Genomic DNA, 26,260 nt, shown 5'->3' on the forward strand with positions numbered 1-26,260 from the left:
TCAAACCGGTACCGGCTCCTAAGTAAGTGACTACAACTTTTTTAACCCATGGGAGTGAGTCACTAACTCCTCTTCCAATTCGCTTGCGGCCAGATCGCACACAGATTCTATTTTGGAGAATAGGGAAAGGATGACGCCCATGGTTTTGCCGTCTACGCCATCATCGTTTGGATTGGCCCTTACACTAGATACCAGGGCTTGTAGCGCCTTTGCAATTTCCTCAGCCTCTGGGTTAATACCCATGGTAGAAAAGGTGGGAATGATGGAGTGGGTGAGGTTCTTAAGAGCCAACCAGTTTCTTTCATTGATGGCCGCCTTCATTTCTATTACCAGTTGTGGAATCTCCATCAGGTAAAGTTTAATCATCTCTACCATCCGAGCTTCGGTTTTGGTGATGCGCTTGAGGTAGTCAAAATTGACACAGGTAAGGTATTGTTGGCGTAGGTCTTCGTCCCCTTTCTTTACCGTTTTCTTGACGTCTTCTGGGTTTTTAAGGTACTTGATGATTTTGCTGTAGAGGAGCTTATCGTCTATTGGTTTTGAAATGTAGTCATTCATGCCCACTGCCAGGCACTTGTTCACGTCAACAGTGGTCACATCGGCAGTGAGGGCAATGATGGGCACCTTAAGTTTCAGTTCATTCCGTATAAACTCTGTAGCCTCAAAACCGTTCATCTCTGGCATCTGCAAGTCCATGAGCACAATGTCATAATGGCTTTGGCGTAATTTCTCAACCGCAATTTTACCGTTGGCGGCCACTTCCATCCCAAACCCGAAATCTTCTAGCAGGGTTTTCATCAACAGTTGGTTCAGGGCGATGTCTTCCACCACCAGGACTTTTACATCTTTGAAACCGGCTTCCAGTTCAATGTCTAAACCCGTTTCAACGTCGGGTTTTTCAACTGTTTTACTAAAACTAAGGATAAAACTAAAAGTAGAACCTTCGCCAAATTTACTTTTCACGGCTATAGTGCCGCCTTGCGGCTCCACTAGGTTTTTCACGATGGCTAGCCCCAGGCCCGTACCGCCGTACAAACGAGAGGTACCACTGGTGGCCTGTTGGAAATTATCAAACACAGTGCTCAGTTTGGCTTCTTCTATCCCGATGCCGGTATCTGTCACAGAGAATTCCAGAATAACCTTCTCGGTATCCTGCACCAGCATGCGTACCCCCACGGTGATCTTGCCCTTGGTAGTGAACTTAACAGCGTTACTCACCAGGTTAAGGATGATCTGGTGCAGACGCACGGGGTCGCCTACCAGCACCTCGGGTATTTTAGGGTCATATTCCATGACCAGCTCCAAGTTGCGTTCCTGAATCTTGGTCTCAAAAAGGTGCACCATGGCAAAAATGGAAGCAGACAGTTTAAAGGGAACCTGCTCAAACGTCATTTTGCCGGCGTCCACCTTAGCTAAGTCTAGGATGTCATTGATAAGCACGATAAGTGCGTCACCGCTTAGTTTGATGGCTGTCAGGTATTCTTTTTGTTTGTCTGTGAGCTCAGTTTTCAGAACCACCTTGGTAAACCCTATGATGGCATTCATAGGCGTTCTGATCTCATGGCTCATGTTGCTCAGGAACTGCTGCTTGGCCTTTACGGCGTCCTCGGCAATGCCCGTGGCGAGCTCCGCCTTTAACTGGGCTTCCTCAGCATGCACCATGGCTAGTTCCGCCGCTATTTTGGCTTCGTTTAGTTCTGTGGCTACCTTTTTCTGGTCAGTAACGTCACGAGCCACAATCACCACACCCAACACAGTACCCTCATCGTTTTTGTAGACAGAGCCATTGAAGAGAACATCGGTGAGTTTGCCGGCCTTGTGCCGCAACGTGAGTGGAGAGTCTGCCACGGCACCTTTGGCAAACACTTCCTGGTACACTTCGCGGGCCATCTGTGGGTCAGTGAAATAGGCGAAGAAATCAGAACCTATTAAATGCTCCCGGCTCATGCCCGTAATTTTCACCATGGCCTGGTTCATGTCCGTGATCTTTCCTTCCGGGCTGATGGTCACCAGAGGGTCACGGCTGGCTTCTATAAGCCCGCGGGCATAATTTGCGATGCGCAGCTCAGCGGCGCGCTTTATTTTTTCATCGTTCTGGAAAGCCAGCTCTTTGTTGGCAAGGACCAGTTCTGCCGCACGTTTTTCTTTCTCGTCATTCTGAAAGGCTAGCTCTTTGTTCGCGATGCCGAGCTCCTGGGCACGTTTTTCCTTCTCGTTATTCTGAAAAGCAAGCTCAGCATTTGCGATGCTTAGTTCCTGGGCCCGTTTCTCTTTCTCATCATTCTGGAAGGCAAGCTCTGCGTTGGCAATACTCAGCTCATCGGCACGCTTTACCTTCTCATTATGCTGAAAGGCCAGCTCTTTGTTGGCAAGAAGCAATTCTGTGGCCCATTTCTTTTCAGCGGTTTCGCGGGCCACGATCACGGCACCCTGTAAGCTACCTTGCTCGTCTTTGTAGACGGAGCCGGAGATGAGCACCTCTGTGAGCGTGCCACTGACATGGCAGAGCGTGAAAGGTACATTGGTCAGATCTCCTTTTGCCAGCACTTCGGCAAACATGTTGCGTACCTGTTCCGGTTTGGTGAAATGGTTGAATATATCCGCACCCATAAGATTGGTGCGTCCCACACCTGTCATGGTCACTGCAGCCTCATTCGCGTCAAGGATTTTTCCCTGAAGATTCACCGTTACCAATAAATCCCGGCTGGCTTCAATCAATCGGCGGTATCTTTTCTCACTTTCATTCATAACGGTATGGGTATGAGCCAGCTTTTATAAGGTGATAATAGGCACTAAGGCTGGTAAACCAAGAATTTCAAGTAAAAAGAAATAATACTTTTAACTTCTGGAGAGAAGATAGACTTGATTCTGTAGCAAGGGCAGGTGTGTGTAATCAACAAATCTTGCTGATTACTTTAAAGGTACGCTTTTTAAACGTAATAAATTTAAGTTTTTTGATGGAAGGCTTGTGCCCTGTCCATATCTGGCAGGAGTATTTTCTGGTTTTAAGCAGTTTAGACAAGGTTTTTATTTGCATAGAAGCAACCATGTTCTCTGTGTAAGATATAGGGTTATTCTTAGTGCGTAAAGTCTGTTGATGTTGCTTTGAATGTGCTGATGCGAGATTGAGGTCAGTCTAGTTTAGGACTCAGGCTTTTCTGCTTTGTTGCCCTGAAAATCGAGACTATTTGGGCTCATACCGCGCTTGGCAGGTGCCTGAATGGGCGGTGAGCTTTATGCATCTGATGGTATGATGCTCTTTAAGTTTTTATAAAGGGGAAATCTATGAGGAAGATAATTGAACACTAATAACCTTGCCAAGTTTTACAATAAGTAACCAAGCTAACTGAAGCTGTACCTTACACATTCTCCAGTTATAAGGTGGGTTTTCAGAAGAGTAAAGGCAATAGTGTACCTAACACCATAGTTAGGCTCATAGGTGTCTCTAATGCAAAAGGTGCAATTGACTGTTGAAGTCCTCTAGCTGACCAACAACGCCAAGGCTACCCTTGCCACAACAATGTTGGGGAAGGTAGCCCTCTGTTATCAAGGGCTATTATGGGTTAACTCTAGTGAACTTTTATAGAAGATGAATTCCAGGGGAACCCTGAACGCCATTACTGAGGAATGCGCACCAGGTCATAGCGGAAGGCCGCCTTATAAGGTTCCATCTCTTTCTCAAGAGGCTCGCTGGGGAAGTAAAGCCTTTTAAGTAAGAAGTCGCGGCCCGGCGGGAGAGGTAGGGATCCTTCACCCGATTGACCATTTGCCGCCCTTGTGGCGATTATCTCAAACCAATACTCTGGCATGGGTAGATAAACTACCCGATCACCCACCCTAAATTCCTTTGCCATTTTGAAGTTGTCATGCTGTCTCTGTCCCTATACAGCACTTGTTAAGTTAGGTTGCACTTTAAGTAAGTTTTTGAGAAACAACCTTAAAAGCGTTTTTAATGGTCCGGAAAAGATGCTAATAATTTATAACATTTTGCAGAGAACACTGCCTAACCCGCAATGCTGGATTTTCAATGAATGATGTATTTCGCACATAAGTAGAAGCTAGGAACCACAATCAAGGCATACCTAACATTCACCTTAAAGGTGCTGTCAATTGTAAGCCGCTCACAATTTTTTTTGACTGCTTTAGAAAAGACATTGCATAAGATTCAAATATTGTATGGCTAATACAATTCCCTCGATGAAATCCAAAGCTTTCTCATTGGACATGCTTTCAGGTAATCCCCAGTTAATGCCACCTGCAACTAAGCTTCCTGTTAACATGGGTAAAAAGTTAGATCCCATGAGCATTTCGCCTGCTTATGTATATTATTGAATCTTAAGTATTGGATGAACTACGCTTGTCTTAAAACTCTAATCTCCATGCTTGATTTGACAGGACAGGAGGATCTCCTCCTTCTCTAACTCATCCGGCCATCTAAACAGTATTGCTTACGGCGACAATAGATTTAGAAATAATCCCAACCTGAGGCAGAACTCCAATTGACAGCTTTGGTTAATAAGATCATAGATGTCAAACATATTGGAGTACTTCCCTTCATTTCTGAAGAAAAGCAACCTGTTATCTTTTACAACGGCATTGTTATGGATTTCCAACTTAGAGCCAGGTTCAAGTAATTGGCTCAGGGTGCTTTTTCCTGTATTTACATTTCTCCTTTCCATGGCTCAGCCTCCCATCCCATAAATGTTTTCATCCTTTGATGGGAAAGTATTAAGAAAGAAATGATAATTTCTTTAGTATTTGTCTGCAAAACTTGTTCTTGCATAGAACTAAGGGGTAATATTTGCGTATAAAATTAGCAAAAACGAAATTCTATGAAACTGAAGATAGAAGAAAAGCCCTTTTTGCCAAACGGTCGCCATGTAGTAACCATAACTGAAATAGAGGAAGGAAAAAGCGAGAACAAGGATATCCCCTTCATCAACTTTCGATTGGAGAACGAAGATGGTTTTGTAAACCAGCGTTTTTACCTGAGCGAGCCCGGTCAACCAATTCTTGCTTCTTTCCTGAAAGCTTTGGGAGTAGACAAACAAGAAGTAGATACCAAAGAATTGAAAGGCAAAACCCTTTCCGTAGAAGTTGAGGAACGCTCTTATGAAGATGCGGAGGGGAAAGGGAAAACCATCAAACAAGCTACGCACTTTGAACAAGTAGGTAAAGCCAATACCTCTGATAAGTTCTAAAACGTATAAATAAAGAAGGCGAAACCTAAGGTTGCGCCTTCTTTATTTACTTCTTTGATGATTTTGCTTTTTTAGGCATTAACACGTTAGGCTTGGGAGCTTTCTTCATATCCTCGCCAAGGTAAAAACTTAAATGTGGTGGCTGATTATAGGCAACATTTTGCCAGGCTACACTGAGCCTGTACTGAGGGTCGTGCATGAGGGTATAAAGCCGATGGTTTGTGGGAATGACCGTGGTGTAGACGCGGAGTTCGTTGGGCCCTGCACTCATAATGAACTCTTCCCGCCAATCACCAAACAGGTCGGCGGTCAAATTAGGGTTTCCTCTTCCGTTGCCTCTTTCCCCGTTACCATTGAAGATAGTGCTGCCTTTGTATTTACTGATTTTGCCGCCGCCCATCAGTTCACGGGTAAAATCGCCATCCCACCAGATTAACCAGGACGCGGAAGGAGTAGGGCCTATTTTGGTGCCTTTCATGGAATGTAATCCGTCAGACCCTGACCACCACATTTCAGCACCGGCATTGTCCGGATCAATGTTTTCTGCCACTCCTGCTGCAACATCAGTATCCATAGAGCCTTTAAAGTACACTTCCCCGGTACGGGCACTATACACAGCCACTCCGGGACCTGCATCTTTCACGTATCCGGAATCGCCTTTAGAATGATCTTCTATTTCATGGGGGCCAAACACTTCCAGTCCGGGGCGATCCAGATCAAGGTCACTCACGTGGAGGGCATCGCCATGGCGGAAACCGGTTGAAAACAAACCTTTTCCATTGTCGTCTACCACCATGGCGCCATATACAATCTCGTCCTTCCCATCCTCATCCACGTCGGCAACTGTAAGGTTATGATTCCCCTGCCCGGAGAAAGGGTTCTTGCCATCTTTGGTGTCAAACACCCAACTGGAGGTGAGTTTTCCATTTCTGTAATCCCAGGCGGCAAGTACTGTCCTTCCATAATATCCGCGAGACATCACCACGCTGGGCAACTTGCCATCCAGGTAAGCCGCACAAGCCAGGAACCGGTCTACCCGGTTTCCGCTGTTGTCGTTTCCCCCGTTTCCGCCGGGTCCGCCCCAGCCATCGGTAGGGTAGCGGGAGGGGATGTAGTCTGTCGTGGCAAGTGCTGCTCCGGTTTGTCCGTTAAATACCGTAAAGAACTCAGGCCCATCCAGAACTTTGCCTAAGGTAGCAGGCTTTTTACTGCGGTAATCTTTTGTGGAGTCGCCAATCACTTTTCCCTGGCCATCAATAGTGCCATCAGCGGTTTTCATGGCTACTTCAGCCTTCCCGTCACCATCCATGTCAATGACTATAAACTGGGTATAGTGTTCACCCTCGCGGATGTTGCGCCCCAGATCAATGGTCCATAGCAAGGTTCCGTTGAGTTTGTAGGCTTGCAGAACAGGTTTGTCGGTGTACCCATTGAAGGAGTTATCCAATCCTTTTCCTACCTGGTGGAGGATAATCTCGTATTCGCCATCACCATCCAGGTCGCCGGCCGAAGCGTCGTGTGGCCTGTAACCTACAGGTGTCTTTAACGGAATGGACAGGTACTGGCCTACAGGAGCCTTTGCGGGGATTACAAAAGGTTTGCTTCCGGCAGTTTCTTTGCCTTTTACAATGGCTTTAACAGTGTAAGCGGTGTTTTGCATCAAATCAGCCTTGGTGTCAGTAAAGTTAGTGCCTCCAGTAAGGGGCTGCGCATTCAGCTTTACAGGCTTTCCCGAGCCGGTAGTGCGGTAGAGGTTAAAAGGTGGGTTCTCAGATTCGGTCCCTAGCAGACGCCAGCTAATAAATACAGAATCAGGGGCATGCCGAACGGCGACAACCCCACGGTCCAGGTTTTCCATGATACGCTGACCGTAGCTTGAAGCAGTTACGCAGAAAAAGAATAGGTATAAGAGTAGTCTTTTCATATTCTATATAAAGATGTTCAGGTGTTAACCTGGGGTTCAGCACTTTGCAGGCTAATTGAAAAGGAAAAGTTTGAAGATAGGCATTTAAAGCGATTCTATTTCATTGGTTTCCAAGGTGCACGAACTATTTGCCAGCAGGCTGCTCTTCAATGATGTTCTTGCTTTTGCTCATTGCAAAGTAGTCACATATCCTTGTTTGGAATACGTCTTAGTATCTCCTGTATGTTGCTGACAATTTGCTATATAGGTTTGTATTTGTTAGATTAGATAAAGCATAATTTAACAGAGACGCAATCACTCAGCTTTCCCAAAAGAGTCATGCTGCCAATCTTCCTACTTTGCGCAATAATCTGTAAATGTGATGTAACTGATTCTTTAATTCGAGTCTTTCTTACAAGCTAATATCAGGTTCATTAAACTTAATACCATGGCCTTACAAGTATCACCCGCAACAATCACCTTGCAAAAGAGGATTTCTATTATTGTGCTACTTGTATTTACAGTGGCCTTTTTTAACCCCGTTTGCGGACAGTCAGTTATTTCAGGCAAGGGTAGGGTTGTACACGTGCGTAGTTTTGATTTAAAACCAGGGGTAGATACGTTGGAATTTGAACAGCACATTAAAAGAGAATTAAATCCTTCCCTTGAAGCTATCCTTCCTGGACTAGAGATTTTTATTGCTAAGGGAAACAGAGGGAAAAGGCCAATTGGGAATTATGCCTACATTATTATTTATGATTCATACAATTCCAGAGATAAATTATTCCCTCATACAGGCCTTGCTCCTGATATTTTGGCTATTGTTCAGAAAGCTCATAAGGGTATTGAAGCAACCGCAAATAAGTATATTGAAGGAGGCTATCAATGGTGGATGAAACTGGAATCCTATAAAGATTATGCAGAGATTCGGTAGCAGAGAATTGATGAATGATTACCGTATTAGAGGTGTAACAGTTGCTGACGGGCTTATATGACTTAGCTTTAGATGCCATTGAAATTAAAATTCTAGATTTGTGAAGTTAGTGCGGTAACTGGAAATCATATTGCACTCAGGTACTTATAAAGCGGAGCAGAAGCGTATTTGCTTGCACTTGTGCTATTGAAGTAGCTACCAATGAGGAAAAGCCAAGTTGTTTTAGTTGAGGTTCCGCTAGGTTTCACACAATATATCTCCCTTTAGTAAACCAAGCCATAGCTAGAGGCTACTGGTGGATTCCATTCTGGTGCTTATTTAATCCCTCTTTTATTTCTGAAATCCCTCCGGCATTCGTTCAAATATACCATCCTTTATCGACTAGATTCATTTCAAATCATTAATATCTATAAGCCCGTCTTCAGACAAATACCTCAGACTCATTTTGATGCCATCCAGAGAAATGTAAGTGTATAGTCCCTTGCTGAAAAACAGGCGTAACAGAATCCGGGTTATTAATTGAATGAAAGTTTAGGAAGAAAGGAGCGGGGAAGATTTCCTGCTCCTTGTTTTAGCTCTTTAGGAAGTGGTGTTTTTCTAGCTTCTATCAAAAGAGTTAGTGATTAGCCATGTTTACTATAAAGTTGAATAGTAGATGTTTTGAACCTGAATGGCTAAAGAACTTTAAATTTAAGCTAAATCACACCTAAAAGCTTCCGGCCAATACCCAAGTAGCTTTGGTAAGTAAATCCTAAAGAACATTATTCAGGCATTTTTTCAAAAATGCAGACAGTCAAAGGATTTGAAACTTCGTTAGAGGTTGGACATGGATATTCCAAAAATCATGGCATAAAGCATAGTACCCGCAAATCTAAAAATGAAAGAGCCGCTCCTTAAGAAGCGACTTTTTCATTTTTACGGAGGGCATAAGTTTTACATCTTCACCACACGTATAGTCGTTTTGCTCGAGGCAGTCTGCACCTCTAGGAAGTACATTCCCGAAGTTTGGCTTGAAAAGTCTAACATGAAAGGGCGGCCAGCTTCGAACTGGGTTTGCCACTGGTTCATTTTGCGACCATTGCTTTGGAACAGTGTGATGGTGGCAGCGCCCTGCAGTGCGGCAGGGGAGAGGGTGATCATGCCGTTTGTAGGGTTCGGGTATACTCCAAGGGAAGGTTCTGCTATAACCTTGCCACCGGCTTTCAAGGCAATCACCTTTGAGTACTCCATCTCACCTTCAAAGTCCACCTGCTTTAGGAGGTAATACACGGTTCCTTTTGGAGCGGAGGCATCCTGAAAGGTGTAGGCTAGCTCTATGCTGGAGTAGCCGGCCCCTTTCACCTGCCCAACCGCAGTGAAGGTCTTTCCATTTAGGCTCCGCTCCACCTGGAAGTAGTCGTTGTCTTTTTCTGAAGTCGTGGACCAGGCAAGCCTTACTACTCCCAACTCGATGGATCCCGAAAAACGGGTGAGCTCAACGGGAAGCGGAGTGTTGTCGACCTGGATGGTATAGGTGGCGGCGTTGCTTTGGTGTCCCTCATTGTCTATGGCAGAGTAGGGGAAGCTTACCGAGGCGGGGGATTGGGTGTTAGGGAGGTAAGTCAACCCAGCAAGACTATTATCAGTTGCCTGGTATTCCGTCCCGGCTGCAACAGAGGTCCCGTTCAGGTAAAGGGTCCCAGAGCTGGGCAATTCCGTCACCTTGAAGCTAGCGATTCTGCCGTCAGCGTCAGTGCCTGTGAATGGGTTGGTAGGGGCTGCCTTGCCGGTATTCATGATAAAGGATGTGACATTGCTGGCCAGTGGGGGGCTATAGACCGGGATGGAATATGTTGCGGGTGAAGATGTATTTCCTTGAGAATTAGTGGCAGTGTAGGTGAAGGAACTGGTGCCAGTATAGCTAGGTTTCGGATCAAACCACAGATATGCGGTGCCCCCGCCAGACACGTTGATGTTAGTACCCGCGGTAGAAATCAGTGTTTTAGTCCCTGTGGAAGATGTTGCATAATAGAGCTCGCCTTCATTGAAGTTGGCGGGAGTGACAGTGTATCCGGTAATTGTACCGCCAGTGGCGCTCAGGGGAGGGATGCTCGTCTGAGTTGCCTGGTTAGAGATAGGGGGTGCAAATATTGCCGTGGAGCTGGGAGTGACTGCAGCCATCCCCACAGGTATGTTGAAAGTAGCAGGTGCTGAGGGGAGTCCCTCATTGTCGGTTGCGCTGTAGGTGAAAGTGGGGGTTGAGGATACGCTTAACGGAGCGTCATATGCTAGCATTGTGGCCTCAGCCGGCGTTAGTACCTGCCCCACTGTGATGTTAGCCCTATTGAGGTGCAGGGTGCCAGCGGTAGGCAAAGACAAGATGGTGTACTTGGCGATTGTGCCGTCCGCGTCAGATGCTGAAAGGTCAGTCAGATTGACATTGGTAGCAATCGATCCCACTGGCGCGTTCGTGATGTTGCTAGCCACCGGCGGCACGTTGCTCGTTTCAGTATAGGAAATGCCATGCACCTCATGGATGTTTGAGTAGTCTCCAGTGCTGGCCGTAAACCCGAAGTAAACTATTGGGTCTCCCCCGAAAACGGTGTTGATGTAGTCCTCCGAGTAGCTCGTGCGGAAGTTGCCGTCGAAGTACACGTAAAAGGTCTTGGTAACCCGAAGCCATTTGATGGTCACTGAATGTAAGGCATTGTCCTCGGTATTTGCACTGGTGTGGCTCATCTGGACGGGTTCTGCCACTGGCTCTCGTTCTTCCCCGTTCTTGAAGATAGCAATATGGTCAGAGGCAGGTTCTACTGCCGTGCCCCCCGCCTCAAGATTACGGTGGGTGTCAAACTCTATTGCCACCGAGGGGGTTACCCCACCAGTGCGCGTACCATCCGCTGCTGTTTGTCCATGCCCAATTCCCAATCCTTCTCCCGTCCTACCTGCGGCTGTAAGCGGGTCGCCTGCCTGCCTCTGGAAAGCAAAGGCGATTCCATCTGCGCCATTAGCATCCTTGCTGCCGAGGAAAATCTTAAAACTTATTTCAAAGGAATTGTGCAAGGACACAGGGGTTTTCCTCCAGATCTCCCCCCGCGTGTTCGCCAAATCCGGGGTAAGCCTAAAAGAATTTGAGTTCAGTTGAATGGCGCTGTTGTTATTTTGGTGGTCTTGGGTGTAACCTGTTTTGGCTAAGAAAACTAATAAAATAGAAGTAGCGATAACCCAGGCTTTGTGGAAGCGAGAAGTTTGCTCATTTGATTTCTTGCGTTTGGTTAAGTGCGCTAAAACTAAATCTAAATAAAAAACTGAGTCTTTATCAAATAAATATGAGTCAAACGAGACGAGCTTTTCGGGGGAGTAAAGTTTTTCCACTGAATATTAAATTTAAAATTATATATATTATAATATATAGAAATAATATTTGTTTATATGGTACTAATTAAGCGCTTTAATTATTAATTTGGAATATGTTTATAAAGTTATATTAACAAAGCGATAATTCGTTTATGAAAAAGCCCTCACTTACTTAAAGTAATTAGAAGTATTAGTTTTATAATAGGTAAATTGATCTAGGATGGTTAAGAAAGGTTGTATATATGGCTATATTTATAATATGAAAACTTAAGGATGAAAATTTAGATGGAAATATTTGAGTGTGGTAAATGATAAATTCACATATAATTTATATAGCTTATCTAACTAGTTATATTTTAATTATACCTATTGATAATTTATATCACAACGTTTGATAATCAATTTCCCTGCATGAACATAACTATCAAAGGTACAGGATAAGCAAAAGTTAAGATTTTTAAAAATCTATATATAATTGTATGTACTTGTTGGTTAAGTGTTATGATGGGGGTCTTTAGTTTAAATTATCCAAATTACTTTTGTGTCATGGTAGACTTAATGTCTGTCGTCTGCCATAGTCTGTCGTTTCAACGACTTTTGAACCGTGTGAACCTTCTTCCTTGTCAGTTGAATGTGTTTGCACGGTTCTGCCCTTATAAACTTCCTAAAGTCAATAGTCTTTAGCTTCCCAATTTTTAAAAGCGTCCGCTTCTGTAATGGTAAATGACTGCTAGCTCCTGTATCAGCAATTACAATCAGCAATCACAATCACCTCTTAAATCTTCGTATCATAAACCTATACGGACTATATGTCTGTGTCTTGAATTTTACCAAACACTTGGGTTATACTCGAGGTAATACCTTGCCTGGGAATCTGCCATCTTTTGTCTGCAAATTCTTTTACAAGTGGAGACAGGAGGGTTGATTACACATGCTTCTATATTTTCCTTTTATTACTATCTTTCCTAAAAACATAACAAAACCATTATGTAAGCATTTGCTCGTTTGACGCTTGCCTGGCTTACCTTTGGATATTACCTAGCCCAACATGGAGAAGCATAAAAGTCTGAGTTATCTAAGCCGTAGAAGTTTTCTGCGTAATTCCGTCATCGCTGCCACTGGGGTAGTGCTTTTGCCATCTGCCCTCATTAGTTGCTCTGATGATGAAACTGGATTAGATCCGCAGGGCGATTTCGGCTTCTTTGAGGGGGTAGCTAGTTTTGACCCTACTCAGGACAAGGTAATCCTCTGGACCCGCTACACCGCGGCTACTAATGAAACTGGTAAACCAGTCATCCTTTTAGATGTGGCAACCGACAGAACTTTCAGCAAGGTAGTGGTAAGTGAGTCTGTTGAGATTGATACTGCCAGTGATAACACGGTCAATGTTGATGTGAGTAATCTGTCTTCCAACACCAGGTACTACTACCGTTTCAGAAATGAAAGAACCGGTGCTACCTCGGTAGTGGGAGAGACCAAGACCCTGCCTAAAGTGGGAGAGGCCACCGAAGTGAGAATGGCGGTGGTGTCCTGCGCAAACTTTCAATCTGGTCTTTTCAACGTTTATGGTGCAGTAGCAGAGTCAAATGCTGACTTCGTGGTGCACTTGGGAGACTATATCTATGAATATGCAATTGGAGGCTATGGCTCCAATGCGCTTACTGCCTCTTTAGGAAGGGAGCACCAACCAGAAGGCGAGATCCTGAGGCTGGAAGACTACCGGGCTAGGTACCGCCAATACAGAGGAGATGAGCAATTGCAGAAAGCCCACCAGTTGAAGCCCTTCATCTGTGTGTGGGATGACCATGAGATCACCAATAACGCTTACAAAGACGGAGCGCAGAACCACCAGCCTAACGAGGGAGATTATTCCACCCGTAAACTGACTGCCTTGCAGGTGTGGCACGAGTACCTGCCTGCGCGGGTGAACGACAATGCCAAAATTTACCGGAGCTTTGAGGTGGCAGGCATCGTGAACCTGATGATGCTAGACACCAGGATAGTGGGCAGAGACAAGCAATTGGAGTATGGTAATTTCCTTACCCAAACCGGAATTAACGAGGCCGCTTTCCTTGCTGCCTGGCAAAACCCCTCCAGAACTATCCTGGGCACCGAGCAGCGCTCCTGGCTGATGTCACGGCTGGCTGCAAGCCAAGCCAGGTGGCAGGTGCTGGGAAGCCAGGTGTTAATGGGAAAGATGTTTATTCCTACTGAGTTGCTTTTGATGACTGCCCAGATTGCCGCAAGCAATCCCACTCCAGAGCTGTTCCTGCGGTTCAATACTTTAGTGGCCCAATTAGTGGCCATCAAGACCAGGATTTTACAAGGAGACCCAACTGTAACCTCCGCGGAAAGAGCAAGGGTGGAAACGGTGCTTCCTTATAACTTAGATGCGTGGGACGGCTACCCGGTAGAAAGAGAAATGGTCTTTGCGGCTGCGGCAGGAAAAGACCTCATCTCCCTGGCCGGCGATACCCACAACGCCTGGCACTCACAACTAACAGATGCTTCCCGAAGAAAAATAGGGGTTGAGTTTGCCACTCCTTCGGTTACTTCCCCCGGTTTTGAGGCCATTTTCGGGAATTCACCCCAAGTGATAGCGGGAGTAGAGCAGTCCTTTGCTTTGCTCATTGATGACCTGGAGTATCTGAATGCATCTCAAAGAGGGTTTATGCTGGTTACTTTCTCAAACAATAATGCCCAGGCTGATTGGAGGTACGTGGGCACCGTCTCGTCCAAAACCACAGCCACGACCTCAGGTCGGACTGCCACTGAGGTCTGAGTCTATTTAGGAGCAGTTAGTACGAAACTGATAGCCTTAAAATCGGCCGCAAAACTGGGTAAATGAAGGCGGTAGCTTATGGCCGCCTTTATATTGTCTCAGTTAAGCAAACATTGAAAAGAATGCTTGTTGCTTACAGACTATCGGTAGTGATAAAGAAGGTTTCAGCAGGAGTCTCGTTTACTTTAGGGGCAGTATTCTGCATCTTCTATTTATGATAGGAGCCTACAATAGAAGTTAGACTTAGAGCCTGATTAGTATGTTAAACCAAAATTTAGATTTTGATCAATAGGTTAGCTTACATCATTGAAATTTATTCCATAATCTTCCACCAGGTAAAAACATAAAGACCCTCTTTGGAAGGGTCTTTATAAAATCAGCTATTAAGCACAATTATCATCTACATGCTAGGTGAGGGCTTTTAAACCTGCCTCTGCTACCGTATGGTCATTCTCCACGGTGCTACCAGATACACCAATAGCACCAATAATTTCACCTGCTCCATTCTTAATTGGAATACCACCCGGAAAGGTGATCAGGCCACCATTAGAGTGCTCTATGTTGTAGAGGGGGCCACCGGGTTGTGATGCCTGCCCTAGGTCTCCCGTAGGCATGTCAAAGAACCGGGCAGTTCTGGCTTTGCGGATAGCAATGTCAACAGAGCCAAGCCAGGCGCCATCCATCCGCGCGAAAGCCGTCAAATTTGCCCCGGCATCTACTATGGCAATATTCATCTTTAGGTCTAAGTCCTGTGCTTTCGCAATAGCTGCTTTTAAAGCTTTGTCAGCCTGTTCATAGCTTATTCCCATTGGTCTTGAGTGTATATAGTGAAAGGATTGATTCTGCTGCTTGTTTTCTTAACTAATACTGTAGGCGACAAGAAAGGTTGGTAAACTGGTTCACTAGAATCCATGAGGATTTCCTAGGAGCAAAAAAAATACAAATAGTAGAAAGGCATGGATAAAATTAAGAGCAAACAGGACAGAACAGGATGCGCTTGAAATAATCGTTCAATAAGTTAGATGTCTCGTTAAATACCTTTTTTGAAGCCTAACCTATTCTACGTCTTTAAACTAACAACTTACCTTAAACCACAATCTATGGACAAAATTCTACGATTACATCAAGGAAAGTGCAATTTGCAACATCTCAAGGTTTCCTGCATTCATCTACGATACCTGTTCTGGGTTCTTGCGTTCTGGCTCGTAAATGCACCTGCTTCTGTAGCCCAGCAGTGGACCATCTTAGGCAATGAAAGCCAGGTAGGTTCTGCTGCCTCTTCGTTCACCTCCATCGCAGCATTGGATGATGTTCCCTATGTTGTTTTAAGAGAGGGTACTATAGCCAAAGTTAAAAGAAGGAATCCTGCTACTGGTATTTGGGAACAGGTAGGGAATGACATTGGAACAAATGTAACCTATACCAGGATTCACCTAGACAAGACAAGCAACCTGTTTGTTACTTATGTGGATGCATCAAATGGAAACAGGTTAGCGGTAAAAGTTTATAACACTGAAACCCAGGTGTGGGAGCCTTTGAACGGCAACAGCAGCAACCTGTATGTTTCTGTAGGGTCTGTGACTAACAATGTTTCCCAATACAGTTCAACACCTCGGAGTTCGCTTGCCTTTGACTCAGACAACACACCCTACATTGCCTTTGGCGATGGTGCGAACTTAACCCCTTTTGTAAAGAAGTTTGACGGTACTTCATGGGTGACAGTAGGTATAGGCCCGGTGAATGCAACTGCAAAAGCCGTTGGTGTAAGCTTAGTCATCGACGAAACGGATGTGCCTTGGTTAGCCTTTGTAAGTTTGGGAACCCCAACCTCCAGCACTGGTAGTATGGCGCTGTACACCTTGAATAATGGGTTCTGGACCTCTATAGCAGTTCCTAATCCCATACCCGGAGGGTCTTCCACTACAGGGGCTACTGGTGGCATTCGCCATACTAACATGGCTCTGAATACGGCTGGCAACCTTACCATTGCTTATTTTAATACGGGCAACTCTAATCGGGCCTCTGTATCGGTTTATAATAAAACTGCTGGCACCTGGAGTTACTCCGGTGCGCTCTCTTCCCGTGATGCGCCTAGCTTAAGCTTAACTAAGGATATTGCTGGAAACTTGTACTGCTCTTTTGTTGATAATGTTGATAGAGCCCCTCGTTTCGTAGCTCGGGTATTCAAGCAGGCTGCAGGTACTACCTCGTGGTCAGAAATGAAAGACCAATCTGTCACTATAGGTATCGACGAGCCAGTAGGTAATCTGACCATTGCCCCTGGTAGCGAACAACCTTTCATTGTTTACACCAAAAACAATGCAAGCGGTGTTAGTACACCCATTGTCCGGATGTTTACCCCGCCGGCAGCACCAGCCGTACTTACAACCACTGGTCCGCGCGATATCACCCCAACATCTGCAGTGGCCGGAGGCAACATTACCTCTGACGGTGCTTCTGCCATTATTGAGCGTGGAATTGTCTACAGCACTAATCCTACCCCAACTACCGCCCATACCAAGGTGGTAGATGCATCAGGGGGAATTGGTTCGTTTTCGGTTACCCTAAGCGGCCTTACGCCAACCACCTTGTATTATGCGAGAGCCTATGCTATCAACGGGGAGGGGACCACCACCACGTATGGCAATGTGGTGCGACTCTACTCCCTTGCGCAGCCCGATGCTATTGTGACCGGTCCCAAGCAGATGGAGTTCCTGAACCGCGGCGTTGTGGCGGCGCGTACCTCCAGCACCAAGGTGTATGTAGGCTGGCGCCTCCTTGGCACAGACCCATCGTCCATTGCTTTCAACGTGTACCGTGATGGAGTAAAGCTGAACCTGACCCCAATCACCACCTCCACCAATTTTGAGGACAATACCACCGAGGACGGCACGTACACGGTGCGCCCCGTCCTGAATGGGAAAGAAGGCGCCCCTTCTACTCCGGTTTCCGTTTGGGCTAAGAACCAGTTGTCCATTCCCCTGCAGATTCCTGCCGGTGGAACTACAATTGATGGTATCTCTTACACCTATTCAGCCAATGACTGCTCTGTGGGTGACGTGGACGGCGATGGCGAGTACGAGATCTTCCTAAAATGGGATCCATCTAAACTGAACCACAATGCCGGTGGCTACTCCGGTGACCAGATCATTGATTGCTATAAAATGAATGGCACCCGATTGTGGCGCATTAACCTGGGCAAGAACATCAACGCCGGTCCCCATTATACCCAATTCATGGTGTATGACTTTGACGGAGATGGAAAAGCTGAGATAATCCTGAAGACCGCCGACGGCACCGTGGATGGAACCGGTAAAGTGATGGGTGACGCCAATGTGGACTACCGCAACTCCGGTGGCTGGGTGCAGCAGGGACCTGAGTACCTGACCGTGTTCAATGGCCTTACCGGGGCAGCTATGGCTACTACTGATTACCAACCCGCCCGGGGCAAGGTATCGGATTGGGGGGACAATTACGGGAATCGCCAGGACCGGTTCGTGTCGGCGGTGGCTTACCTGGACGGTACCCGCCCCAGCCTGATTGTGGGCCGCGGCTACTATGACAAACTGGTGCGGGCAGCCTATGATTACCGTAACGGAGAGCTTACCCTGCGTTGGATCTTTGACAGCAAAGACCCCAATGACCCGGCAAACAACACCTTCTCTAGCCAGGGGAACCACCAAATGACAATTGGTGATGTGGATGGTGATGGCAAAGATGAGGTGATCAACGGTTCCAGTGCCATCAACGACGACGGCAAGCGCCTCTGGACCTGGGGCTATGGGCACGGCGATGCCCTGCACATGTCTGACATGGACCCAGACCGACCGGGCCTGGAGATCTGGATGAGCCTAGAATCTCCAAGCCAGTATGATAGTAAAGGGTTGCGGCTGTATGACGCAAAATCTGGGCAGACCATTTTTGGAGTGTCCACCACCGGAGATGTTGGCCGTGCTATGGCAGCTGACATTGACCCCGGCCACAGAGGCTATGAGGTATGGGGTTCTTCGGGGAACCTGTACAATGTAAAAGGGGAGCAGATTGGCACTACTAAGCCTAGTGTGAACTTCGGGATCTGGTGGGACGGTGACCTGAGCCGCGAGCTGCTGGACAAGAACGTGCTGGATAAATGGAATCCTGCTATGGGCAAAATGAACCGGCTTTTTACCATCTACCAGGCCGCTCCGGTAGTCTCTAATAACGATACCAAAGCCACTCCCGGGCTTACCGGTGACCTGCTGGGTGACTGGAGAGAAGAGATGATCTTCAGAACTTCTGACAACACCCAATTGATCCTCTTCACCACTACCATCCCTACGGAGCACCGTATTCCTACGCTCATGCATGATCCGCAGTACCGCACGGCCGTGGCTTGGCAAAATTCAGGCTACAACCAGCCGCCTCACCCAAGCTTCTTTTTGGGCAATGACATGCAAGCCCCGCCAAAAGCTAATATAGCGGTAACTGATATTGTGGCCCCTACCGTGAACAGTGCTAGCAGACAGCAACCTGCAGCAGAGCTCACCAACGCGGCTTCGGTTACCTACCGGGTTACTTTCTCTGAGAATGTAAAGGGGTTAGATGTTTCTGACTTTACCCTTACTGCCACTGGTACTGCTGCCGGAACTATTGAATCGGTAAGTGCGGCTTCCGGTGATGTGATAGATGTGATTGTAGCGGTAGCCGGTGATGGAACCTTACGCCTAGATGTGAACAGCACCGGAATCACTGACGAAGCTAACAACCCATTAGAGGAAGGTTTCGCCACCGGTGAGATGTACACCCTTGACCACACTGCGCCAACCTTAACAGCTGTATCTTTCACTTCCAGCAACGCTAATCCTGCTTTTGCAAAAGAAGGAGACGTTGTTACCTTGAACTTCTCCGTTTCTGAAAGTATTGACCAGCTTAAAGTTTCTATGGCAGGACAATCAGTTGCTGCCACAGCAACTGCCGCTGAAGGCTATACGGCCTCTTATACCTTAACCAGTTCTGATAAAGAGGGTCCTATTGCCTTCACCATTGACTTTGCTGATCTCAGCGGGAACACTGGTGCTCAGGTGACCACTACAAGCAATGGCAGCATTGTGTATGACCGCACAAATCCGGTGATCTCAAATGCTTCAGTAAGCAAAACTAAGTTGCTGGTGCCTAACCATGAGATGGTTGACATCAAGGTAAGCTATACTATAACCGACCGGAACATAGTTGATGTGGTAGTTGCAGTGACCAGCAATGAGCCCGAAAATGGGTTGGGTGATGGGGATACCGGGCCAGATTGGGAAGTAGTGGATGCCCATAACGTAAAGCTTAGGGCAGAGCGTTCAGCTACAGGAAAGGGCCGTGTCTACACCATCACTATTACAGCCACTGATGTAGCCGGAAATGTAAGCACACAAACGCTAACCGTAACGGTACCACACAACCAAGGCTTTCAGCACATACCAACTGCTATCAACTCTAATGAGGTAGTGGGACAGAAAGGATTCCTAATAAAGGCGCATCCTAACCCGTCCACAGACTTCTTCAACCTCAATGTTCAGAGTAACAGCACAACGCCAATAACACTCATTATTACTGATGCAACCGGTCGCCGTATTGAAGAGAGAACAGGGGTGACCGCTAACAGCAACCTGACGATCGGGCACTCTTACCTACCTGGTATCTACTTTGTGCATGCGATTCAGGGAGACGAAAGATCTGTACTGAGACTGGTGAAATAAGGAGAGTAGAATCCTAATTTCAATCCATAAAAAAAAGCTGCCCCAATGTTCTGGGGCAGCTTTTTTTATGTAAAGGTTCTCGCTGTTTAATGGTCCATAGCTAGAAAACAGGTGTAAACCGAACACGGCTTCTACATTAAATTTGTGAACCACACTTCCTTTTAAGGAAGCTTTAGCTACTTAGTAAAGTTTTCCCCTTCCTTTACTTTTACTATCCATTTATCAGGTGTTTTGAGAAAATTGGCTTTGAAGCCACGCCAAGCCCTGCAAGTGCAGACGAGTGCCCAGCTGTACCCGTTTATCAAAGTCTTCATTGCCGGTAGAGCCTTGTTTGCTGAACTGTTGAATCAAGTTGAGATTATCTTCCAGTTTCAGATCCGCTACGTGTTCATCTGCCTCCATTCTGTAAGGTGCGAAGGCTTCTTGGGTGGCGTCAATGGAGTGTGAAATAAAAGAACTATCTGCCTGGATTGCGGCGCAGACAATTCCGCTGGCTTTGGCAAGGGAAGGGGCCAGGGTTCCTTCCAGCCCCCGCTTTAGCACGATCACTCCTTTGAATCCTGCCATGCCCGCGAGCCTGATCATCTTCTCTATATAAGTAATGTGAAAAACAGAGGTAACCAGGATCTGGGCGTTGCAGGGGTTTAAAACCTTCTCCAACGTAGCCAAAAATGGACGCTTGAAAATTAGCCTTCTCCTTTCCACCCACTTGTCCAGCGCCGGAGACAAAAGCTGCTGATGCAGTGCCCAGCCATAAGTTGGAGCAGCGTCCTCCAGTTCTCGGGTACTTTTCAGAAAATGGCCCGAAAGCCCTTGGTAAATATCCAAAGTATTCAGGCTGACTTTAGGTCCAGACGTCCTGCCCAGGGAAACGATGGTGGGAAACCCTGCCTCCTGAAAAGCATTTGCCAGAAGAGGCGTAATCATGTAAGAGTGCTCCACTCCGTCAAAAGGCTCCGCTAATTGGACAAGCCCATCTATTTTTGGTCCGTTTTCCTGAAAACCAGTTGAAAATGTGGCATTCGCTGCTTCCATTAAGCCATGATATTCCTCATCGGTTTCGTACCTGATGCGGAGCATGCTCGCGGCCATCCCCCGGAACGTCTCTCCCGGTGCGTCAGAATAAAGAAAGGTGCCCAGTCTGTTTGCTTCCTTTTTAGTGAGGTGAGCCCTGTCCAGAAGTTTGATTCCAATCTCTTTAAGGAAGCTCGGGGCATCGGGGCAAAGCACGTGGTACAGATCTTCGGTGCCTGAAAGAGGGCGGTTGTCTAATGCGAACAACAGTTTCTGTTCTTCCTCGGTTACGCCTTTCGCCAGCAGTGAGCCAAAGAAAGCTCCTTTTTGGATGGGGATAGTCTGGCCTTGGGAGAGGTAATGGGTAATCTCCTCTATCTGGGCGCTGGCTAAAGGCTTGCTGCCGTGTTTGCCAATGCCTATGACCTTAATACCTTGAACCAGCGGGTTGTCAAATGTATCTGAATAAGATGTCTTCATGAGCAAATGCTTTACTGTTTACTGGAAGCTGTTTTCAAAAGCGCAAAGCGAGAACTTAGAATTTAAATGCAAAAATTTAAACAGATTTTCTCTGTCAGTGCATTTAATGGCTGTTTTGCCAAAAGTAAGGGATAAACCTTACTTATTTTGTTTCTGAGGAGTTGAGGTAAGGCAAGTTTAGTTTCTTTTTGCTTGCTTATGCGTACCCTCTAATTGGGGTAGGCGGGCCTCAAAACAAGCCTGTAGTTCTACCACCCACCCAATAATGATGAGGGAGGGGTGGGTTAACTGGTGTTCCTGAATTAAAGCTGGCAAATCTTTTACTAGCCCTTTAACAGCTTTCTGGTGCGGGAGCGAAACATGCTGTATGACCGCTACGGGTATATGGCCGTTCCCGGCAGTACAATAGGTGTGGGCAATCTCTTCTGCTTTTTTCATACCCATGTAAATGACCACAGTGGCGTTGCTTTGCATGGCCAGAAGCAAGTCTGAGGAAAGGGAGCCGTCTTTCTTGGTGCCCGTAAGTGCCCATATGCCTTCGCTTACCGAGCGATGCGTCAGCGGGATGTCCTCCAGGCCTATGGCCTGCATGCTGGAAATGCCAGGTATGTAATGGGCTTCAATGCCGTGTTCGCGGGCAAAAAGCATCTCTTCAAAGCCTCTTCCAAAAATAAAAGGGTCTCCTCCCTTCAGGCGCACCACGGTTCCTTTGTGTAACGCCTTCTCTACTATAAGGTCATGGATAGCTTCTTGGGGCGTGTAGTCTTTATAAGGTTGTTTGCCCACGTAGATTCTTTCGCAATCTGCTTTTGGAATGGATAGTAAATCTTTGTTGGCCAGATTATCATATAAGACCACATCGGCTTGCTGTAAAACCTTATAAGCTTTCATGGTAATCAGTTCCGGGTCACCTGGTCCGGCGCCCATTACATACAGCGTAGGAGTTCTTGAGTTTTTTGTCATAGTAAATAAGGCAGGGCGTACGCCGCAATGGTATTACACTCTTTCTCTTTTGATGGCATGGAGTAGCCACGTTAGTTTTTGTGGGGCAGGTTCTTCAATTAGCAGTTCCCCATTTTTGCCTAGCTAATTCTTTATCCCCTAGTACCCGGGTAATCCTGAATTGTGCTTTCTGGCTTGAAAAAAAGAGCCTTGCTGTAGTAATTCTTAGCCGTGTGCACCTAGGTAAAGCTAAAACCTCCTATAATTTCTGAAAGTCGAAATTTTAAAACTCAAACCTTCTCAAAAAGCAGGTGTTTGGTGCAAACCATCTACTTTTTAGCTTCAATCCTTAAATATAGGATAAGTTACAAAGTAAAAACATGAAATATATAAAATGGTTGAGGTTAAGTTTTAGGGTGGTGGTTTAGATAAAGTAAATGGAATTTTAATATCGACCCTTGGATTTAAGGGGGTTGTTGTTTATGTTTATACCATATCAGGTAAATAGACCCTATAAAATAGGGCCTAAAATTTAAAAGTCACTTTGTTGTAAATTGTGGTTAGTTGTTGGAATAATAACAAAGTGTAAAAAGGAGAAGCCTGTAAAGACCAATTGTTAGAAAACTTTGAAAATATAGCTTCTGGAATTTGAATCTTTCATTTAAGCAGGAAGAACTTGGAAGGAAGGTAGAGGCAAAGAAGGACAAGAGAAGAAAGTTCGGGAAGTCAAAAATGATTTAGGATTGAAGGATGGTTTTCAAAAAAGATTGTGAAAACGAAATTTTTTTTCTGAATCAGTCCTGGGGAGGGAAAACAAAATAAGTGTTCATCTTAAAGTAAGAGTAGTATGTCACAGCAAAGCAAGCCAATAGTAGTTGTCATCGGGAATGGGATGGTGGGCTATAAGTTCTGCGAAAAGCTCATGGCCAAAACCAATGCTTTCCAGGTGGTGGTGTTTGGAGAGGAACCGCGACGCGCCTATGACCGGGTGCACCTAAGTGAATTCTTCAATGGGAAATCGGCTGAGGATCTGTCTTTGTCTGGGCCAGACTGGTACGCTGAAAAAAACATTACCCTGTACTTGGGAGAAACCATTTCAGAAATAAACCGCACCCAGAAGGTAGTGCACTCCCTACATGGCATTTCCCAGCCTTATGATTACCTGGTAATGGCCACTGGTTCGGCTGCGTTCGTGCCCGATGTGCCGGGCGTAGAGAAAGAGGGGGTTTTTGTGTACCGCACCATTGAAGACCTGGAATTAATGCAGGCTTATGCCAAAACAGCCCGCAAAGGAGCCGTGATGGGCGGTGGGTTGCTGGGTCTTGAGGCTGCCAAGGCCTTGATGGACCTAGGCTTGGAAGAAACGCACGTGATTGAATTTGCTCCCCGGCTTATGCCGCGGCAGGTAGATTTGGCCGGCAGCAACATGCTGCAGGCCAAACTGGAGGCGCTGGGCCTGAATATGCATCTGAAGAAAAGCACCACCAACATTTTAGGGGACGGTAAAATTGATGGGCTGCAGTTTGCAGATGATACCCTCCTGGAAGTTGACATGCTGGTGATCTCTGCCGGAATACGCCCAAGGGATGAGTTGGCCAGGTTGGCTGGGTTAGAGGTAGGTACCCGGGGTGGCATTGTGGTGAATGACCACATGCAAACCTCAGATACCAGCATTTTCGCCATTGGTGAGTGTGCCTTGCACGAAGGCATGATCTATGGCCTGGTGGCGCCGGGCTATGAGATGGCCGAGACCGTGGCCACGCTCCTGTGCCAGGGCGAGAAAGCCTTTACTGGTTTTGACATGAGCACCAAGCTCAAGCTGATTGGGGTTGATGTGGCCAGTTTCGGTGATCCTTTCATCTCTGAGCCAGACGCCCGCAGCATTGTTTTTGAAGATTCACACAAAGGCATTTACAAACGCATCAACCTTAGTCCAGACGGCAAGTACCTGTTAGGAGGGGTGTTGGTAGGTGATGCGGCAGCCTACAACATCTTGTTGCAGACCGTCACAAACAACATTGTATTGCCCCCTAACCCTGAGGATTTGATTTTGGGCTCCAGAGGAGGAGAGAGTGATGCCGGAGCCGGGGTGATGAGCCTGCCAGACGAAGCCCTGATCTGTTCCTGCGAATCGGTGACCAAGGGCGATATCTGTTCAGCCGTCACGCAAGGGGGCGTAACCTCTCTGGAGGGTATGAAGAAATGCACCAAAGCGGCTACCTGTTGCGGTGGGTGTGCGCCGCTGGTGAAAGACTTGATTCTGGAGACGCAAAAAGCCAATGGGGCCTACGTGAAGAACAATGTGTGCGAGCATTTTGACTTCTCCCGTCAGGAATTATTTGATCTGCTCAAACTCAACAACATCCAGACCTATGATGAGGCGCTGGACACCTTTGGCAAAGGCGACGGCTGCGAGGCTTGTAAACCAACCATTGCCAGTATCTTGGCAAGCCTCTGGAACAAGGTGATTGTGAAGCAATCTACCATCCAGGACAGCAACGACCGTTATCTGGCCAATATCCAGAAAGGAGGCACTTACTCTGTAGTGCCCCGTATTCCGGGCGGTGAGATTACCCCAGATAAACTGATTGTGATTGGGCAGGTTGCCAAGAAATATGACCTGTACACCAAAATTACCGGCGGGCAGCGCATTGACCTTTTTGGGGCTCATTTAAGTGATTTACCCGATATCTGGGAAGAGCTCATTGACGCAGGTTTTGAAAGCGGCCATGCCTACGGAAAAGCTTTGCGTACCGTGAAAAGCTGCGTGGGTAGCACCTGGTGCCGCTTCGGGTTGCATGACAGCGTCTCGTTTGCCATAGAAGTGGAAGACCGCTACAAAGGCATCAGGGCGCCGCATAAACTCAAAGGCGGGGTGAGCGGCTGCATCAGAGAATGTGCCGAGGCGCAGTCCAAAGATTTCGGCATCATTGCTACGGAGAAAGGCTGGAACCTGTACGTGGGCGGCAACGGAGGCTCCAAACCCCAGCATGCCCAATTGTTGGCCGCCGACATAGACAAGGAAACCTGCATCAAGTACCTGGACCGTTTCCTGATGTTCTACATCAACACCGCCGACGCCCTTACCAGAACGGCCACTTGGCTAAACAAACTGGAAGGAGGCATGCCGTACCTCAAAAACGTGATCATCAACGACAGCCTTGGCATCTGTGAACAGTTGGAGCAGGAAATGCAATCACTCATTCATAACTACCATTGCGAGTGGAAAGAAGTGGTGCAAAACCCGGAGCTTAGAAAACGCTTTGTGCACTTCGTGAATGCCCCCCGCGAGAAAGATCCTCAAGTGAAGTTCGCCCAAATGCGCGGGCAGGTGAAAGCAGTGGAGTGGTAGGTTTCAATTAGAAATGTGAATCAGGAACAAAGAATCAATGCAGTAGTACCTAAATATAAGTCAGTTATGGAAGTAGCAGTTTTAACCTCAGTAGATTGGATATTGGTTTGTCACACTCATGATGTACCCGAAAACGGTGGGGCCTGTGTCAAGTACCAGGAGGAGCAGATCGCCATCTTCAACTTCAGCCGTCGGGGCGAATGGTATGCCACCCAGAACCTCTGCCCTCACAAACAGCAAATGGTGCTCTCCCGCGGTATGATAGGCAGCACAGGGGAGGCCTGCGAGCCGAAAGTAGCCTGTCCTTTTCACAAGAAAACCTTTTCCCTTTTGTCTGGTGAATGCCTGACGGGGGAAGACTACCAGATCAAAACCTACCCCGTGAAAGTGGAAGGAGACAAGGTGTACATCGGCTTTGAAAGCTAAAACACCCGCACTATTTGTAAGCAGGAAAACGGCTTGTTTTTCATTCTACTCATCTTTTAAGCAAGTGCCAGGCATTGCTCTATGTAAAAGGGCGCAATGTCTCTAAACAAAATTTAAAATAAGTCACATATCTAAGTTTCTCTTAATAAGGCAGTTTATGACCTTAA

The 26,260-nt window shown here is 46.7% G+C and carries 14 protein-coding genes; 6 read left to right on the plus strand and 8 right to left on the minus strand.

Translation table 11 applies throughout. The features are described from left to right. Positions 1-30 precede the first annotated feature (30 nt). From DC20_RS16120 to DC20_RS23600, 3 genes are all read right to left on the minus strand, one after another. Positions 31-2,748: a PAS domain S-box protein gene (locus tag DC20_RS16120; protein WP_062544768.1), complete on the minus strand. Its 2,718-nt coding sequence runs from the start codon at positions 2,746-2,748 to the stop codon at positions 31-33. An 869-nt stretch (positions 2,749-3,617) separates the two neighbouring features. Then, positions 3,618-3,854, minus strand: a complete 237-nt coding sequence (locus tag DC20_RS16125) for a hypothetical protein (protein ID WP_062544769.1) — start codon at positions 3,852-3,854, stop codon at positions 3,618-3,620. 806 nt (positions 3,855-4,660) lie between these two features. Then, positions 4,661-4,783 carry a hypothetical protein gene (locus tag DC20_RS23600; protein WP_262506320.1) on the minus strand — a complete coding sequence of 41 codons (123 nt, stop codon included), beginning with the start codon at positions 4,781-4,783 and terminating at the stop codon, positions 4,661-4,663. Between the two features lie 49 nt (positions 4,784-4,832). Between DC20_RS23600 and DC20_RS16135 the strand changes: the two genes are divergently transcribed. Next, positions 4,833-5,201 (plus strand): hypothetical protein, encoded by a 369-nt coding sequence (locus tag DC20_RS16135; RefSeq protein WP_062544771.1) that lies wholly within the window; start codon positions 4,833-4,835, stop codon positions 5,199-5,201. Positions 5,202-5,247: 46 nt separating this feature from the next. On the opposite strand, the gene DC20_RS16140 is transcribed toward DC20_RS16135, so the two are convergent. Continuing rightward, positions 5,248-7,125, minus strand: coding sequence for a rhamnogalacturonan lyase (locus DC20_RS16140; RefSeq protein ID WP_062544772.1), 1,878 nt, complete (start codon positions 7,123-7,125; stop codon positions 5,248-5,250). 427 nt (positions 7,126-7,552) lie between these two features. Here DC20_RS16140 and DC20_RS16145 point away from each other — a divergent pair, with 427 nt between their 5' ends. Beyond that, complete coding sequence (locus DC20_RS16145; RefSeq protein ID WP_062544773.1) at positions 7,553-8,038, plus strand: hypothetical protein; 486 nt, start codon at positions 7,553-7,555, stop codon at positions 8,036-8,038. A gap of 933 nt (positions 8,039-8,971) precedes the next feature. On the opposite strand, the gene DC20_RS16150 is transcribed toward DC20_RS16145, so the two are convergent. After that, the gene (locus DC20_RS16150; RefSeq protein WP_062544774.1) at positions 8,972-11,392 is read right to left on the minus strand and encodes a lectin-like domain-containing protein; all 2,421 of its coding nucleotides are present in this window, start codon (positions 11,390-11,392) and stop codon (positions 8,972-8,974) included. Positions 11,393-12,422: 1,030 nt separating this feature from the next. Here DC20_RS16150 and DC20_RS16160 point away from each other — a divergent pair. Further along, positions 12,423-14,156, plus strand: a complete 1,734-nt coding sequence (locus DC20_RS16160; RefSeq protein WP_062544776.1) for an alkaline phosphatase D family protein — start codon at positions 12,423-12,425, stop codon at positions 14,154-14,156. A gap of 407 nt (positions 14,157-14,563) precedes the next feature. On the opposite strand, the gene DC20_RS16165 is transcribed toward DC20_RS16160, so the two are convergent. Continuing rightward, positions 14,564-14,965, minus strand: a complete 402-nt coding sequence (locus DC20_RS16165) for a GlcG/HbpS family heme-binding protein (protein ID WP_062544777.1) — start codon at positions 14,963-14,965, stop codon at positions 14,564-14,566. A 330-nt stretch (positions 14,966-15,295) separates the two neighbouring features. On the opposite strand from DC20_RS16165, the gene DC20_RS23100 reads away from it, so the two are divergent. After that, complete coding sequence (locus DC20_RS23100; protein WP_071885486.1) at positions 15,296-19,879, plus strand: rhamnogalacturonan lyase family protein; 4,584 nt, start codon at positions 15,296-15,298, stop codon at positions 19,877-19,879. 222 nt (positions 19,880-20,101) lie between these two features. Here DC20_RS23100 and DC20_RS16175 read toward each other — a convergent pair whose 3' ends face one another. Further along, complete coding sequence (locus tag DC20_RS16175; protein WP_062544778.1) at positions 20,102-21,373, minus strand: hypothetical protein; 1,272 nt, start codon at positions 21,371-21,373, stop codon at positions 20,102-20,104. A 177-nt stretch (positions 21,374-21,550) separates the two neighbouring features. After that, positions 21,551-22,336 carry a uroporphyrinogen-III C-methyltransferase gene (gene cobA / locus DC20_RS16180; protein WP_083470354.1) on the minus strand — a complete coding sequence of 262 codons (786 nt, stop codon included), beginning with the start codon at positions 22,334-22,336 and terminating at the stop codon, positions 21,551-21,553. Between the two features lie 826 nt (positions 22,337-23,162). Between cobA and nirB the strand changes: the two genes are divergently transcribed. Then, positions 23,163-25,667 (plus strand): nitrite reductase large subunit NirB, encoded by a 2,505-nt coding sequence (gene nirB / locus DC20_RS16185; protein ID WP_062544779.1) that lies wholly within the window; start codon positions 23,163-23,165, stop codon positions 25,665-25,667. Positions 25,668-25,733: 66 nt separating this feature from the next. Further along, positions 25,734-26,093: a nitrite reductase small subunit NirD gene (gene nirD / locus DC20_RS16190; protein WP_062544780.1), complete on the plus strand. Its 360-nt coding sequence runs from the start codon at positions 25,734-25,736 to the stop codon at positions 26,091-26,093. Positions 26,094-26,260 lie beyond the last annotated feature (167 nt).

The sequence above is a fragment of the Rufibacter tibetensis genome, assembly GCF_001310085.1.
In the GTDB taxonomy this organism is placed as follows: Bacteria; Bacteroidota; Bacteroidia; order Cytophagales; family Hymenobacteraceae; genus Nibribacter; species Nibribacter tibetensis.